This is a genomic window from Proteiniphilum sp. (assembly GCF_034927365.1).
Classification (GTDB): domain Bacteria; phylum Bacteroidota; class Bacteroidia; order Bacteroidales; family Dysgonomonadaceae; genus Proteiniphilum.
In genome coordinates this window covers 217,097-233,427 of record NZ_JAYFQD010000013.1, presented here as the reverse complement: position 1 = coordinate 233,427, position 16,331 = coordinate 217,097, and the positions used below count along the sequence as shown (strand labels likewise).

Annotated in this window: 12 protein-coding genes; all 12 read left to right on the top strand. The window is 41.8% G+C overall.

The genetic code is table 11. The annotated features are described in order from the left end of the window. The first annotated feature begins 16 nt into the window (after nucleotides 1-16). The 12 genes from VB073_RS09950 to VB073_RS09895 all read left to right on the top strand — a co-directional run bounded on the left by VB073_RS09950 (nucleotide 17) and on the right by VB073_RS09895 (nucleotide 16,320). On the top strand, nucleotides 17-1,501 hold the full coding sequence (locus VB073_RS09950; protein WP_323404014.1) for a cellulase family glycosylhydrolase: 1,485 nt from the start codon (nucleotides 17-19) through the stop codon (nucleotides 1,499-1,501). Between the two features lie 132 nt (nucleotides 1,502-1,633). Then, nucleotides 1,634-3,055 carry an L-fucose/L-arabinose isomerase family protein gene (locus VB073_RS09945; protein WP_323404013.1) on the top strand — a complete coding sequence of 474 codons (1,422 nt, stop codon included), beginning with the start codon at nucleotides 1,634-1,636 and terminating at the stop codon, nucleotides 3,053-3,055. Nucleotides 3,056-3,133: 78 nt separating this feature from the next. Next, the gene (locus tag VB073_RS09940; protein WP_323404012.1) at nucleotides 3,134-3,586 is read left to right on the top strand and encodes a DUF4488 domain-containing protein; all 453 of its coding nucleotides are present in this window, start codon (nucleotides 3,134-3,136) and stop codon (nucleotides 3,584-3,586) included. 40 nt (nucleotides 3,587-3,626) lie between these two features. Continuing rightward, entirely contained in the window at nucleotides 3,627-4,823 is a 1,197-nt protein-coding gene (locus VB073_RS09935; RefSeq protein ID WP_323404011.1) for a hypothetical protein, read from the top strand. A gap of 13 nt (nucleotides 4,824-4,836) precedes the next feature. Next, nucleotides 4,837-5,565: a hypothetical protein gene (locus VB073_RS09930; RefSeq protein ID WP_323404010.1), complete on the top strand. Its 729-nt coding sequence runs from the start codon at nucleotides 4,837-4,839 to the stop codon at nucleotides 5,563-5,565. Nucleotides 5,566-5,612: 47 nt separating this feature from the next. Beyond that, on the top strand, nucleotides 5,613-6,341 hold the full coding sequence (locus VB073_RS09925) for a hypothetical protein (protein ID WP_323404009.1): 729 nt from the start codon (nucleotides 5,613-5,615) through the stop codon (nucleotides 6,339-6,341). Nucleotides 6,342-6,371: 30 nt separating this feature from the next. Continuing rightward, nucleotides 6,372-6,668: a hypothetical protein gene (locus VB073_RS09920; RefSeq protein WP_323404008.1), complete on the top strand. Its 297-nt coding sequence runs from the start codon at nucleotides 6,372-6,374 to the stop codon at nucleotides 6,666-6,668. 186 nt (nucleotides 6,669-6,854) lie between these two features. Continuing rightward, nucleotides 6,855-7,745, top strand: coding sequence for a hypothetical protein (locus VB073_RS09915; RefSeq protein ID WP_323404007.1), 891 nt, complete (start codon nucleotides 6,855-6,857; stop codon nucleotides 7,743-7,745). 329 nt (nucleotides 7,746-8,074) lie between these two features. Beyond that, nucleotides 8,075-8,995 carry a hypothetical protein gene (locus tag VB073_RS09910; RefSeq protein ID WP_323404006.1) on the top strand — a complete coding sequence of 307 codons (921 nt, stop codon included), beginning with the start codon at nucleotides 8,075-8,077 and terminating at the stop codon, nucleotides 8,993-8,995. A 152-nt stretch (nucleotides 8,996-9,147) separates the two neighbouring features. Next, nucleotides 9,148-11,541, top strand: coding sequence for a family 20 glycosylhydrolase (locus VB073_RS09905; RefSeq protein WP_323404005.1), 2,394 nt, complete (start codon nucleotides 9,148-9,150; stop codon nucleotides 11,539-11,541). Between the two features lie 331 nt (nucleotides 11,542-11,872). Continuing rightward, nucleotides 11,873-13,225 (top strand): IPT/TIG domain-containing protein, encoded by a 1,353-nt coding sequence (locus VB073_RS09900; RefSeq protein WP_323404004.1) that lies wholly within the window; start codon nucleotides 11,873-11,875, stop codon nucleotides 13,223-13,225. A gap of 5 nt (nucleotides 13,226-13,230) precedes the next feature. Continuing rightward, nucleotides 13,231-16,320, top strand: a complete 3,090-nt coding sequence (locus VB073_RS09895) for a TonB-dependent receptor (protein WP_323404003.1) — start codon at nucleotides 13,231-13,233, stop codon at nucleotides 16,318-16,320. The last annotated feature ends 11 nt before the right edge of the window (nucleotides 16,321-16,331 follow it).

Here is a 16,331-nt window from a genome sequence, read left to right as displayed (position 1 = left end):
CAAAAAATTGATGTCTATGCGACAAAAAGGTAAAACAGGCCACAGCCGACTACTATCTTTAGCAATAATGTGCCTGATAGCCTTTGGCCCTTCAACCGGTTCACTGCTGGGTCAGCCGATAAAACTGCACCCTGGGAACAGCAACTATTTTAGCTATAAGAATAAGCCTATTCTGTTGATTACAAGCGCAGAACATTACGGAGCACTGATCAACCTCGATTTTGATTATGTCAAGTACTTTGATGCTATCAGTAAATACAGGATGAATTATACCCGGCTCTTTACCGGCTCTTTTGTTGAACGTGAAGAGGATATTGGCTGGATGAAGTATAACAATACCCTCGCTCCCCGCCCCGACCGGGTTATCGTACCCTGGGCGCGTAGTAATGTGCCGGGATACCGCAATGGAGGGAATAAATTTGATCTGGAGAGTTGGGACGAACACTATTTTGAACGCCTGAAAGATTTGCTGACAGAGGCAAAAGCCAAGGATATCATTGTAGAACTTACACTTTTCGGGAATCAATACGGTGACGGACTATGGTGCAACAGCCCGTTGCATCCGGACAATAATATCCAGCGAATCGGTCCTTCAGGGGAAGGAAGCTGGAGTAAGTTCCAAACAAAAAATGACCATCAGTTGCTCGCTTATCAGGAGGCTATGGTACGAAAAATCGTTACAGAACTGAATGATTTTGACAATCTTTTCTATGAAATATCCAATGAGCCCTATAATGGCATTACTGACACGACCGCTGTGGACGAGTGGCACAATCATATGGTGAAACTCATCAAGGATACGGAAGCAGGACTGCCCAAGAAACACTTGATTGCTACCTGTTTCTCCGTATTCGATAACCCTGATGTTTCTGTACTCAATTTTCACTACGTACGGGTAAAAGAGATGAAACCGCTGGAAACCCTGCTCACCCTGAAAAAAGTGGTAAATATGGATGAAACGATGGGGTCAGTGATCCATTCCAATCCCACCGATACCCGTATAGAAGCATGGGATCATATTTTGCGAGGAGGAGGCGCCTATAATAACCTCAGTTGGGAATATACTCCCCACAATGCAGAAGGCACGGAAGATGCAGTAAAGATCAATAAATATCTGCAGAATCTACAGCGTTTCATGAGTGGATTCGATTATGCACGCATGGCTCCCGATTATGAGATGGTATTGGCCAAACCGGATTCTTCTTTTGTGAGAGTACTGGGTGAGAAAGGGAAACAATATGCAATATATCTGCATCGAAGCAAGATTAAAGGGGACGGTAAGCCTGAAGTATGGGGTTACGAGGCATTCGGCGGCATTCGCCAGGATGAACTTACGATTGACCTTCCGGCAGGAAAATATGAGATACGGTGGATGAACCCTTCCACCGGCCTCTTCTATGATAACAGCCCTAAGATAAAGCACCCCGGAGGTAAATTGCTTTTATTGACTCCGCAATACACTACTGATATCGGGTTACAAATCAAACGCCGGAAAAGATGATGCCAAAGCGAATCAATAGGATGAAATAGAACATAACAATCAAATATCATCCAACACAGCATCCATATCATTTATCACATCCACCCAATATATTTAATATCTACTTTTAGCGCATATAACACTCTAAATTACATGGAAAAAGTAAAAATAGGCTTAATAGGCGTCGGACTAAATACATATTGGAACCAGTTCGATGGTCTTCTCGACCGGTTAACCCGTTATCAGGAAAGGATAAAAGAGAAGATGCTCTCTTATAAAAACATCGAGGTGGTAGATGCCGGTATGGTAGATGACATTGACAAGGCGAATGACGCTGCTTCTCTCATGAAAAAACAGGATGTGGAGCTATTGTTTATTTTCATTTCCACTTATGCCCTCTCCTCTACCCTCATACCCATTATCAACTGGTTGAAAGTACCGGTCATATTACTCAATATGCAGCCGCTACCGGCCATTGAATATGACAAGCTGAACAGCATGACCGACCGGGGTGCGATGACCGGTGAATGGTTGGCGAACTGCCAAGCCTGTTCTGTTCCTGAATTCTCATCGGTCTTCAACCGTGCCCATATCAAATATGACATCGTTTCGGGATACCTGGATGATGACGAGGCGTGGAAAGAGATCGCCGAATGGATCACAGCCGCAAAAATTTCCGCAGGAATGCGGCAAAACCGGATGGGAGTACTTGGCAATTATTACGGGGGAATGGTCGATGTTTATTCCGACATGACCCTGCAGACCACAACTTTCGGCACGCATATTGAAGTGCTTGAGATGTGCGAGTTGGCAGCCATAAGAAAATCTGTCGGCAAGGAGGATATCGAAGGGAAAGTCAGGGAGTTTGAAGGTGCATTTGTGATCGATCCTTCCTGTTCTTCAGATGAAATCGAAAGGGCAGCACAGACCTCCGTCGCATTGGACAGGTTAGTAGAGAAACATCGGTTGGGATCAATGGCATATTACTATGCCGGCATGAACGGAAACGAGTATGAGAATATCATCACCTCCGTGATTGCCGGAAACACTTTACTAACCGGAAGAAACATACCCGTAGCCGGAGAATATGAAATCAAAAATGCCCAGGCAATGAAGATAATGGCATTGATGGGGATTGGCGGTTGCTTCTCCGAATTCTACGCGATGGACTTTAACGACGATGTGATTATGCTCGGCCATGACGGTCCCGCTCATTTCATCATCTCCGAAGAGAAAGTGCGCTTGGTTCCGTTACCCGTCTACCACGGTAAACCCGGCAAAGGGCTCTCCATCCAGATGTCGGTCAAACAGGGTCCTGCAACCCTGTTATCGGTAGTAGAAGGAAACGATGGCCTGTCGCTCCTCGCAGCGGAAGGAGAATCGGTGCCTGGCCCTATCCTGAATATTGGCAACCTGAACAGCCGATATAAATTCTCCGTTTCTGCCAAAGAGTTCATCAAGAGATGGAGCATGACCGGCCCCTCTCATCATTGTGCAATCGGCATCGGCCATGTGACAGGTATTTTAAAGAAATATGCCTTTATATTAGATATACCCATCACGGTTATTTCTTAGAGGATTGCACATCTGTTTCTCATTAAAAGAGATTATTTTATTAGACCTATCCTACTAATAACATAAAAAAGAGAACCAATGAAAACAACTATTTTCAATTTAGCAATTTGCCTGATCATAGGCAGTGGATTAACTATGAATGCGCAAAATCCGGGGGAAGATTTAAAAGACTCGCCACTGGTCGGTCTGTGGATATTCCAAAACACCTTTATTGATAATACGGGAAAAGAGATAACGCTTTGTCCGGGTAATTTCATGAGGATTGATCCTGATGGTAGTTTTATGTTCTTTTTATACACACCCCAAGGAGGTTTTATTGTCAACGAAGGAAATATAACCCTTGAATCGGATAGTGTTTATATTGAGAATATAACATACAATATAAACAGTTCTTTTATGGGCAAAAGCCTCCAACAAAAATTTAAAATTGAGAACAACATCCTATATAAAACATTTTATCTTGGGACAACTGAGGGCAATCCTGAAACTGAAATATGGAGAAGAGTTGAAAGGCCTATTCTCCCTAACTAGATTCACAGACTATCAATCGCATGCATAATGACAAACCATTATGAAACCAAAACTATCGTTTCTTTTTGTGTTTATCATTTCTCTGACAGCTGTATGTCAGGGAGGATTATTGTCATGTGCCAACAGGAAACCACTGAACAACGACCAAAGTTCTCAGGAGTACAATAAGGAGAGTTCCTTTTTCCCTATTGCGGTATGGTTACAGGAGCCCCAGGATGCCATGGCGTACAAGAACCATGGCATTAATATGTATGTCGGCATTTGGGATGGCCTGACCCAGACGAAACTGGATCTGCTGAAAGCCGCCGATATGAAAGTGATTGCCGACTTGAACGAGTTTGCCAAAGAGAATCTTCAGGAACCCCTCATTTACGGCTGGATGCATGGAGATGAGCCGGATAATGCGCAGTGGAATCCGGTCACAAACAGCTATGATCCCTGTATTGACCCCTCTAAGATAATAGACTATTACAAGGAATTGAAATTGGCGGATCCTTCACGCCCGGTGTACCTGAATCTCGGGAGGGGTATAGCAGCCACCCATTGGGTAGGAAGGGGTGAGTGTACCGGCAGAACGGATATGTACAAAATGGCGAATGACGGATACCTGAAAGGGTGTGATATTGCGTCATTCGACATATATCCCGTCAACAGCAGTGAAAAAGAGGTAAGGGACAGCTTATGGTACATAGCCAAAGGTGTGGACAGTTTACGGGAGTGGTCCGGTTATTCAAAACCGACATGGTGCTGGATAGAAACAACCCAAATTAATCAAGGAGAGAGGAGACCAACACCCGAAGAGGTAAAATCGCAAGTATGGATGGGCTTAATCCACGGCGTATCCGGGATTGGTTATTTTTGCCATTCTTTTGCAGAGGGAACTGAGGCTGCCGCTCTTTTACATGACAAAGAAATGATATTGGAAGTCGGAAAAATTAATGAACAGATTACAGCATTGGCTCCGGTTCTTAACAGCCCGACAATTCAGGATTATGTTTCGGTAGGGAGTAGTAACTCCAGGGTTCCAATAGATTATATCACAAAAAAAACAGATAATACATTTTATATCTTCGCCATGTCGATGAGGCCGGGTAATACCACAGCCGCGTTCACCATTCAAAAAGGGAAAAGAGTGGAAGTGATCGGTGAAGACCGGACAATAGATATAGAGGATGGTAAAAAGTTTACAGATCAATTTTCGGCATATTCAGTACATCTTTACAAAATAACGAACTAATATTGTGTATGGTGTGAAAAAAGAAATTCTATCAATTATCACTTTGTTGCTTACAATGCAATTGTTTTCCCAGCAATCGAAAAGAGATACAATTCCAATCTGGGAAGATTATTTTCGTTACAAAATATTGAAATCCAATGACATATTATTCATTGACGGAGATAGCGACCCATATTTAGTGAGCCGGTCACCCTTATCCTCTTTCAAAGGTTATAAAAAAATCTACAAAAAGCATAATTTCCCGGAATACATGCCTCGCTATTTTGAAGATCGCACTTCCACAGGACCTTATGACAAAGAGTTCCAATGCGTATGGCTTATCAGAGATAAACAATTATACCTGACCAGAATTCTTTTTGATAATGTCGAAATTGATCAAGGGAGGAAAGATCAATATGCCATAATGGAACAGTTTACGGGTGAAAAATTCGATACCCGATACAATGATATTTCAGAAGGAGATACTATTATAGCAAAAGTAAATGAAAGATATGGATTAATGCCTGTCACTTGGTTCTCAGACACATTATATGTAAAGAAGTCTCATAATTACAATGAACCGGGAGATCAGGAAAAAAATGTGTTGGACTGGAGAAGAAGGAATTATACTCAAATGATTTTTAAGAGTGGAAAATTGGTAAAGACCAAAAGTACCCCGAATTTAGTGGAGAAAGGATATATTGTAAAACCTGGAAAGAGTGGATATTCCGGTGATATGCAAAAGAGAACTCCTAAACCGTAAAGGTTATACTATCTCTACAAAACAGCGAACTAAAAATTGTGTATGGTATGAAAAAAGAAATTCTATCAATCATCGTTTCACTCCTCTCGTTACAATTATATTCCCAGGTTATATTAAATGACACAATCCCCATTGATCATTTCAGTGAGAAAATATTAAAATCGAATGATATACTATTCATCGAGAACGATAACGATCAGCATATAATGGGCCGATCACCCTTATTCATGCTCAAGGGTTATAAGGGAGTCTACAAAAATCATGATTTTCCGGTACAGATGCCTCGTTATTTTCAAGAATGGTTTTCCCAAGGTCCCTATGACAAAGAGTTCCAATGCATCTGGCTTATTAAGGATGAACAGTTATACCTGACCAGAGTTCTTTTTGATAACGTAGAAATTGATCAAGGGAGGAAAGATCAATATGCCATAATAGAACAATTTACGGGTGAAAAATTCGATACTCGATACAATAATATTTCAGAAGGAGATAATATTAGAGCAAAAGAAGATGAAAGATACGGGTTAATGCCTGCCACATGGTTTTCGGATACATTATTTGTAAAGAAAACCTACAATACTGCCTATAATAAAGAAACCTGGCAAGAAGATCAATTAGAATGGGTGAAAAAGGATTATATTCAAATGATTTTTAAAAATGGAAAATTAGTCAAAACAAAAAAAGTTGCGAATAAGGTAAAGAGAGTACCGCGTGTCATACGAAGAGATAAAGATAAAAAGACCGTAATAGAGATCGACAACAAACGAATTAAATAATCAATGTGAATCAGTCTGACGAACAGGAGCGTGTCGGAATATATAACCCAAGGATATATGTTTTCTGGTGAAATAAGCAAAGGTGAAGCTTTAGGAGGTGCTTCACCTGATGTCGGGGATATGCGGGTTTCAGTTCGCCTCGGAGATAAAAGGATAGAGACTACCGCTGATGGATATTTTGAATTTGAGAACAAAGAAGATACCGAGCAAGTTCTTTTAGTGGTTGCTACTTTACATGGCAGCATAGAAAAATCTAACATATCAACCAGTTGTGGAGTGATTGTTGTGTTACCCGTATTTGGGAAGGCGAGAAGAGTGCCGAGATAGATACCTGTAAAATTCAAATTCTAATGTGGTTAGATGTGAGAAAAGTACGAAAAATAGGAATATAGCAGTAGAATCAGCGTCTTCAAATATTGCTGTTTTTAAACATTTTAAACATATAAACTCGCGAACAGTTACAACTACTGATTCTCATAAGCAATTAAATCCAAAGGAATTAAACAAAAAACAATGGAAACAAATAAAGTATTTTATATCGCCTCCATTTTGTTTATCGGAGCCTGTTTTTTTTCATTTTCAGTTTCCGCCCATGAAGACGTATCCGTAGAGTTTTTTTTCAACAAACCGGACTCGTTCGTTTGTGAAATAAAAAACATGACGGACTTCGAAATGGATATTAGATTTAATCATTTAGAAGATGAACCGCTTACAGACATTCGTTTCGACATAATCGGATCTAGTAAGGATACTGTTCGTAATGTTTATTATCAAATTAAGCTGGATCCTCCATATCATGTTCGACTTGACCCCGGACAGGTTTATACGAGAATATTTCAAGACGGCACAAATTGGCGATTTATCAAAGCAACGGTTTCCGTCAAATATCAAGTAAGATCGCCAACACGCAGAGGGGGGTCTTACGAAAAGACCTTCGACCTGGAGGAACTTCGAAGAAAGGCGTATCAAGAACTGTACGTCTTTCCGATAACACTTCCCTCCCAAGAAGACGTGTCGGTGGAATTTTCCTTCAACAAACCGGATACATTCGTTTGTGAAATAAAAAACAAGACGGACTTCAAAACGGATATCTGGTTTTTTGATTTAGAACATAACACATTTATTGATGTTCGTTGCTCCCGTAAGGATACTGTCGATTATCGTTTTTATCAATCTAAACTGGATGATCTTCCTTATCATGTTCTGCTTGACCCCGGACAGGTTTATACGAATACATTTCGAGGCGGCACAGATTGTCAATTGATCAAAGCAACGTTTTTTGTCAAATATCAAGTAAGATCGTCAACCCCCAGACGGGGATCTTACGAAAAGACCTTCGACTTGGACGAAATCAGAAACAAAGCGTATCGACAACCGATGAAGAAGAATGACAAAGTTATTTAAGAGGGCATGAATCCGGCAATGACGTAAAAGTAGGGAGCTCTACTTCGGATTCAAGTACTATCCCCCTTTCCTCCGGAAACGAAGAAACGCTGGACAAAATATTGACGACGAGGGGTAGGTCTATCGGTATATCCGGTAGAACCCTATGGTTACGCTTGTTGGGTGACGGGTGCGATAATCCCTCCCGAGGAGACAAGCAGATATAAAGTTGGCTGGTATTTAAATGATAACTCTCTTTATTTAAGGGATATAAACTTCAATATTTCGTCTCAAAGCTAATCTCGGAGCGAATAAAAGAGGGGATGTACTGATTTTAAATGGTTAATGGTATGAAAAAAGAAATTCTATCAATTGTCACTTTATCCCTCTCGTCGCAAATGAGAAACAGAGAAAAAAGCGGAAAAATAAAAATCCTGATTTTGGCTCTTTTATGCCATACTATTTGCGCATGTTCTGTTCTTGACAGAATGAACTCTCCATCTTTTAAGGAATACGAATATAACGTTAAGAATATTCTTGGATATGGCCCGGTAAACCATTGGTTTTCACAAGATTTTGAAAAGTGGCTGGATGCTCAGGTAAAGAACAATGTTAATTGGGTTACAATTGAATTTTTCTGTTGGAATTCTCAACAAGAAGGCCGAAGCCATTACTATGAGAATCCGGATGATCTGAAGAAACCGTACCAAAAACTGGTGAAGGAATGTCGGAAACGTAATATCGTTCTAATGGTTTCTATCGTCAACGATAATAAAGGATCCGGAAAATATGGCGATGACAGAAAGGGATTGGCATATTACAAATCGCAAATAAGAAGAGGGCGTGAAATTATATTTGATGAAGGCCCAGAGGGTGTTGTAATTCAGCCTGTTGCCGAGACTCAAACACAAGAAGGGCAAACTTTTGAATCTGAAACAATTGTTCTTGCCCATCAAAACGGATTTAAAACATGTTGGAATAATAATTCACGTCCCACAAACTCAAACGGATGTACATATTTCGCATACCACCCTTCATCAACATCCGATATCGGAATAACAGGAGGAATTATAGTAGTGGACCATGGACAAATTTTAAGAGAATTAAGTAAAAACGGTAAGAATGTTTTCGGCCCTTATGATCCGATAAAGGTTTCAAATTATGCGGCAGAAGTATATACTGGGCAAAGGGGATTTATACATTATGGATTTGGAGATCATCAAGTAGATTTTGACATAATAAAAGCAATTGGCTCTATAACTAAAAAATAGAATGAACCATAGTGTCATTATTCTTTTACTTTTTATCATATTGCACAGTACAATAGAGCGGGACAAGTTTTATTTTTGTCCGTTGTAGATTACGGCCGTTCGCGGCTGTATCTTTTTTCAGTAAATCGGCAATTAAAACAAATATATTCAAGATGAAGCACCTGATACTGACATTTTTATTCTCTCTATCACTTATTTCGGCAGTACAATCGAACAACTCTTTGCCGATTGTTCCCAAACCACTTAAGGAAACCATTTCAGGCGAACAGGTCACCCTGCAAAAAAAATGGACAGTTTATGTTCCTTCGCAATTGGGTATCGACAGGGAATACCTCACTTCAATTTTCCGGGAATTTGATATTGAAATAGTAAACGTAAACGAGAAAAAGAAGGCGATGATTGTCGTCAATGCCAACAACAAACTCTCCAAAAACCCCGAAGCATACCAACTCGAAATTTCCCCCAAAGGGAAAATAACCCTATCTGCAGCCTCCAAAAACGGAGCTTTATATGCATTCCAATCTCTTGCCCAGATAGTGAAATCTGGAGACAACAGTGTTTCATTACCCGTCTGCACGGTCACCGATGAACCGGCATTTCCCTGGCGCGCCTTCATGCTCGACGAAAGCCGCCACTTCCATGGAATGGAAGCGGTAAAGAGATTCCTCGACGAGATGGCCCGACTGAAAATGAATACTTTCCATTGGCATCTGGTCGACGATCCGGGATGGAGGATCGAAATAAAGAAATATCCCGAACTCACCCGGATAGGCTCCAAACGGGACTTCTCCCACAGGGATTTCACGCTTGAGAAATGGGAAGAGACTTTCCCCGACAAGAAGATGTTTTACACCCAGGACGAAATCCGTGAAGTGGTAAAATATGCAGCCGACAGAGGAATAAAAATTATGCCCGAAATAGAAGTCCCGGGACACGCTTCCGCTGCCATAGCTTCTTATCCATGGCTTGGCGCAAGCAGCAGTAAAGAGGGAAAAGGTATCTGGGGTGACCTCTACAATGTGACCGACCCCAAGGTGGAAGCATTCCTGCATGATGTGCTGGATGAAGTGATTGAACTATTTCCCTCCAAACTCCTGCATATCGGCGGTGACGAAGCCGACCACTCTCATTGGGAGCATAATCCGCAGATCGTAGCGTTCATGAAGGAGAACAATATCCCGACCTTCTCCGACCTGCAGGTCTGGTCGATCAACCGCTTTTCGAAATACCTCGCATCGAAAGGGGTGAAGATGATGGGATGGAACGAAATAACAGGTGACAACATACGCAATGAGGCACATATCCAGGAGAGCCAGTCGGAGAAATTATCGGAAGGCACCATTGTCCACTTCTGGGATGGAGATATCAGCCTTGTCAACAAAGCCATTGAAAAAGGATATGATGTGGTAAACTCAAACCGCCATTTCACCTACCTCGACTATCCTTATGAAGTAATACCGCTCGAAAAAGCTTACTCCTTCAATCCGATACCTGAAGGGTTGGAAAAATCGAAAGAATCCAAAATACTCGGCACCGGATGCCAGATGTGGGGCGAATTCACACCCAATCTGACGCGCTTATACTTCCAGATTTTCCCCCGCCTTGCAGCTTATGCCGAAAACGGATGGACCAAAGCGGCCAGCAAGGACTACCAGGATTTCTGTTACAGGGTGAAAGATACCGAGCGCCGCTGGCGAAAAATGGGTTATTTCAACCAACAACCTTCCTTCTCCAAACAAGACGACACCTTCACACTCTGGCAATTACCGTCACAGATCAACACCATCGGTAATTCCTATGTGATCCGTACAGATAACAACAAGATCATCGTGATGGACGGAGGGGTAAAGGAAGAGGAAAATTACCTCAGAGGTTTTCTGGCTGCGTTGGGCAATGTGGTGGATTGCTGGTTTGTAACACACCCCCATGCCGATCATATCGGAGCATTGACGAAAATACTGGAAGACCCGAAAGGGATCACGATACGGGAAATCTGCCAGTCCTCCTTTTCTGACAATCTATTGAATTCGGAACCTGGCTCTAAAAAGGATGCCGTGAAATATTATGAAACAGTAAAGAAATCGGAAATAAAATCTACCGAGGTAACTTCCGGTATGGTTCTCACATTCGGCAAGACCACGTTTAAAATCCTGGGAATTAAAAATGAAGAGCTCGAGGGAACTAACCCTTATAACAATTCAAGCGTGGTAATACGAGTCTCTGATCCTGTAAAATCAGTACTATTTCTTGCCGATACAGGCAGAGAGGCCGGAGATAAGTTGTTGAACGGACCATTCAAAGATGAGTTGGATTGCGATTATATACAAGTGTCGCATCACGGACAAAACGGAGTTTCAATGGATTTCTACCGGAGAGTAAAATTCCGTGCCTGCCTATGGCCTACCCCCACCTGGGTTTACAACAACGATACAGGAAATGGATTCAATACAGGTCACCTGAGAAGTATGGAAACCCGAGAAACAATGGATGCATTAAAGATTACAGAACAATATTTCAGCTTTGCAGGAGTAACAAAAATTGAATAAATAACAATCTTCTGATTTTAGCAGATATTAATAAGTGTTGTAATCACTCTAAAAATAATATCATTTTTCTTAGTATTGATATCATTTTTCACATTAAGCGATTATATGATTGCCATATATTTGTACTATATAATAGAATGAAAAATTTTTAAATATATAGTAATCGACTTAGACCAAAATATAGTATTCTGTACATTAAAAATAACGAATAGCTCTGAAAATGAAATGGTCTTAGTTCATTATGAGCCAATTAATATCGCATGTTTAAAATATCAAAAAAAAACAATTTATTTTTCAGTAACAAAAAATTTAACATTTTACATTCTTACTTATGCAAATTGAAATCAATAAGAAAGTTTGGTATCGACATATCAGAGCGATCATGTTGATGCTTCTTGTGTTTTGTATATCATGCAAAGACAAGGAGGTTGATGAAGGAAATACCGGTGAACCTTATGATCCGAGTAAACCTGTAGAACTCACTGAATTCATTCCCGAGACAGGAGGTATGGCTTCACAGGTAATTATCAAAGGTAAAAATTTTGGTACCGACGCATCAAAACTGAAAGTCTATTTTAACAAAAAACAGGGTAAGGTAATCCGTACCATTGGGAACCTTGCTTATGTATTAGCACCCAGGCTTCCGGGCGACACCTGTACTATTTCTGTAGTAATAGGAGAAGATTCCTTGCAATATGAGAAACCGTTCTATTACGAAACGAAAGTACATGTCTATACGGTAGCAGGTACTCCCGAAGAGAAGAAGACTGTGGATGGCACATTGGTAGAGGCCCGCTTCGATAATCCATTCTATCTCGCAGTGGATAAAGAGAAAAATATTTTTGTAGGTGAATGGCAAGCCCGTGCAAGAATTGTCAATGAAGAGCGGAATTCGGTAGTCACATTGATGAATGTGAGTACCGCAGGTGAGATGATGTCGGGATGTACTGATGCCAAGGGAGAAGTAATTTACTTCCCGATGAACGGTATGCCTTATTATTATGAGTTTGACCCTGAACAGCAATGGACACCAAGAAGGATCAATCCTACCATTCAACCGGGAGATAATATTGACTTATCGGGTAAATATTCATTCACTGTGAGTGAAGTCGACAGTATGATCTATACCATCACCACCCGTGGGGAATTAGTCAAAATCAATCCCAAAACCAGGGTTGCTTCTTTAGTGATGAAAGATATCCTCAAAGACCGTATTCAGACAAAATTACAGGTATATCTTGCTTTTCATCCTTTCGACAAACATATCCTCTATTTTGTCAATCCCTCTTCCATGAATCCCGCTGATGGGCCGATTGTAGGTACTGACAAGATATATACCCTCAATATGATCACCCACCAAATTGATGAATTCGCGGGATCGGGTGTAAAAGGGCATGCCGATGGTCCCAAGGCTTTGGCGGAATTCAACAATCCTTGCCAGATATGCTTCGACAAGGATGGTAATCTCTACGTAGGTGACACTGACAACTATTGTGTACGGCGTATCTCCACCGATGGGATTGTTTCTACCATTGCAGGAATACCACGAACAAAAGGGTACCTGGATGGAGATCCCGAAATAGCACTCTTCGATCGTTTCTGGGGTATGAAGATCGACGAGGAAGGGACTTTATATATCGCAGATTACTATAACAGGGCGATCCGTAAGTTAACGATTCAATAAAAACTATGAAACATAAGAATATGACAAAACATTCGCTTTTGAAATGGATCCTGAGTGGATTACTGGTAATCTGTTCCGGCACTATGATTCATGCACAGAACAATACTTTCATATTAAGTGGTGTAGTGGAAGATGAGCATGGAGAAACTATGATTGGAGTCACTATTTTCCTGAAAGACCGCCCTGGAACAGGATGGTTAACCGACGTTGAAGGGAAATTTTCAGTAAAGGCAGCTGCAGGTGATATTCTGATTTTCTCTTATATGGGATATGACAGGGTAGAATATCCGGTCCGGGAATCAAAGCCCGGTTTGACTATAAAGATGACACCAACCACCAGTGAACTGGAAGAGGTGGTGATCACGGCCATGGGTACGACACAACGCAGGATAAGTGTAGTAGGTGCGGTAACCTCCGTAAATGTAAAAGATATACAAACGCCTGCTACTTCATTAAACAATATGCTTGGAGGACGGGTTCCGGGCGTGATTTCGTTACAGACCAGCGGTGAACCGGGAAAAAATATTTCCGAATTCTGGATACGCGGTATCGGTACTTTCGGAGCCAGCAGTGGCGCATTAGTACTGATCGATGGATTGGAAGGAACACTCAGCCAGGTGGATCCGGCCGATATTGAGTCTTTCTCGATCCTGAAGGATGCCTCGGCTACAGCGGTATATGGTGTACGCGGTGCAAACGGTGTTGTGCTAATCACTACAAAACGCGGTGAGAATGACCGATTGAAGATTACGGTAAGATCAAATGTGAAATTATCTATTCTGCAAAGAATGCCTGAATACTTGGGAGCATACGATTACGCCTTGTTGGCCAATGAAGCTGCTGAGGTTTCCGGCAATCAGCCTCTTTATTCCGATGTGCAGTTAGACATCATCAAACACGGTCTTGATCCCGATCTTTTCCCCAATGTAAACTGGAGGGAGGAGATACTCAATACTACTTCCTGGCAAAACACCCATTATGTAAGCGCCCAGGGAGGAGGAACGGTGGCCAGATACTTTATGAGTTTGGGGATGTCAACAGAAACAGCAGCCTATAAACAGGATAAAACGAGCAAATATCGCAAAGATGTGGGATACAATACCTACAATTACAGGTCGAACCTCGACATTAATCTCACCAAGACCACACAAATCTATATGGGTCTGGATGGCTATATATCAATCACGAATCAACCCGGTATGGCAAATACGTCATGGTTGTGGTCATCACAGGCCAGATTAACCCCACTGACTGTACCGACATCCTATTCGAATGGTATGCTCCCGGCATATGGTACGAATGATGCTATTTCGCCTTATGTATTGCTGAATCATACGGGAATGAGTACCCAGGAAAGTTATAAGAATATGGTTACCTTGGCGATCACGCAAGACCTCAAGTCTATTACACCAGGATTGACGGCAAAGATACAGGGAGCATTCGACAACCGATCCAATTTCGACGAAAGGCGGGATAAAATGCCGGACCTCTACAGAGCCCGGGGACGCAATACCAATGGTGAACTGATCATGATCCGGCGTGTCAATGCCTATCCTGCCCGATATGTGAAAAATGAATGGCAATCGAGGAAATACCATTTGGAAGCGAATCTAAATTATGACAGGGCAATAGATGAACAGCACCGTGTGGGAGGATTACTTTACTACTATATGAGTAGTGATAAAGACACCAGAAACAGCTCCAGCATGACGGCTATCCCCAAAAGATACCAAGGGATCTCTTCAAGGCTGACGTACGGATTCCGCGATACCTATATGCTCGATGTCAATTTCGGTTATACCGGATCGGAGAACTTCAAAAAGGGAGAACAGTTCGGTTTCTTCCCCTCCGTGGCACTCGGTTGGGTCCCCACCCAATATGAGTGGGTACAGGAAAAAATACCCGTACTGAGCTATCTGAAGTTCAGAGGCTCATATGGCCATGTAGGGAATGACCGTATCTCCAACGACCGTTTTCCATACCTCACTCTTATCAATCCCAGTGCAACTGGTGGCTGGGGAGGAAGAGGACTGATCGAGACCGTGGTGGGTGCCGATAACCTGAAATGGGAAGTGGCAAAAAAAGCCGACGTGGGTATTGAAGGAAAACTATTTAACAATAACCTCGAATTCGTGGTGGACATTTTCAATGATCGGCGTGATGGTATTTTCCAGCGGCGTACCCAACTCCCCACATGGGTAGGGTCGATGCAGATGCCTTATGGTAACGTGGGTTCCATGTCAAGTTATGGTTCCGATGGGAATATCAGTTACTACCATAAGTTGAATGATAATATGAATTTCACGCTGCGGGCCAATTACACCTATTCCACATCCATGGTCAATAACTGGGAACAACCCTATCAAAGATATGAATATCTTTCCTATACAGGAAGGCCCTATAATGTGTTGAGAGGATTCAAAGCAATCGGGCTCTTCAAAGATGAACAAGAGGTGCTCAATAGCCCTACCCAGTTTGGGAACGTGCGTCCAGGTGATATAAAATACAAGGATATAACCGGTGATGGACGGATTACCGATGACGATAGAGTACCGCTATCCTATTCCCCTTTTCCCCGCTTGATGTACGGCTTCGGCGGTGAGTTCAGGTACAAAGATCTCACTTTCGGGGTATTGTTTAAAGGAACCGGGAAAACCGACTTCTTTATGAATAGTAATGGATTTGGTTACATTCCCTTCTATGGCGGAGAAACAGGAAATGTGCTCTCCATGGTAAAAGAGCAGAAAAACAGATGGACACCTGCGTGGTATTCAGGGGATCCTTCCACAGAAAATCCGAATGCCCGCTTCCCACGATTGTATTATGGGACGAACCAAAATAACGATAAACTGTCTTCTTTCTGGCTGGGTAATAGCAGTTACCTGAGACTGGAAGAAGTAACGATGAATTATAATCTGAAAGTAAAAGCTTTAAAAAATCTCATTGGTATCAACTCCGTGGATTTACAACTGGTAGGTAGGAACTTGGCGATATGGGACAAGGTAAAGATATGGGATCCCGAACAGGCTGACAAAAATGGATATGAATATCCGATACCTCTCACAGTGGCATTTCAGTTATATATTAATTTTTAAGAAAAGGGAAC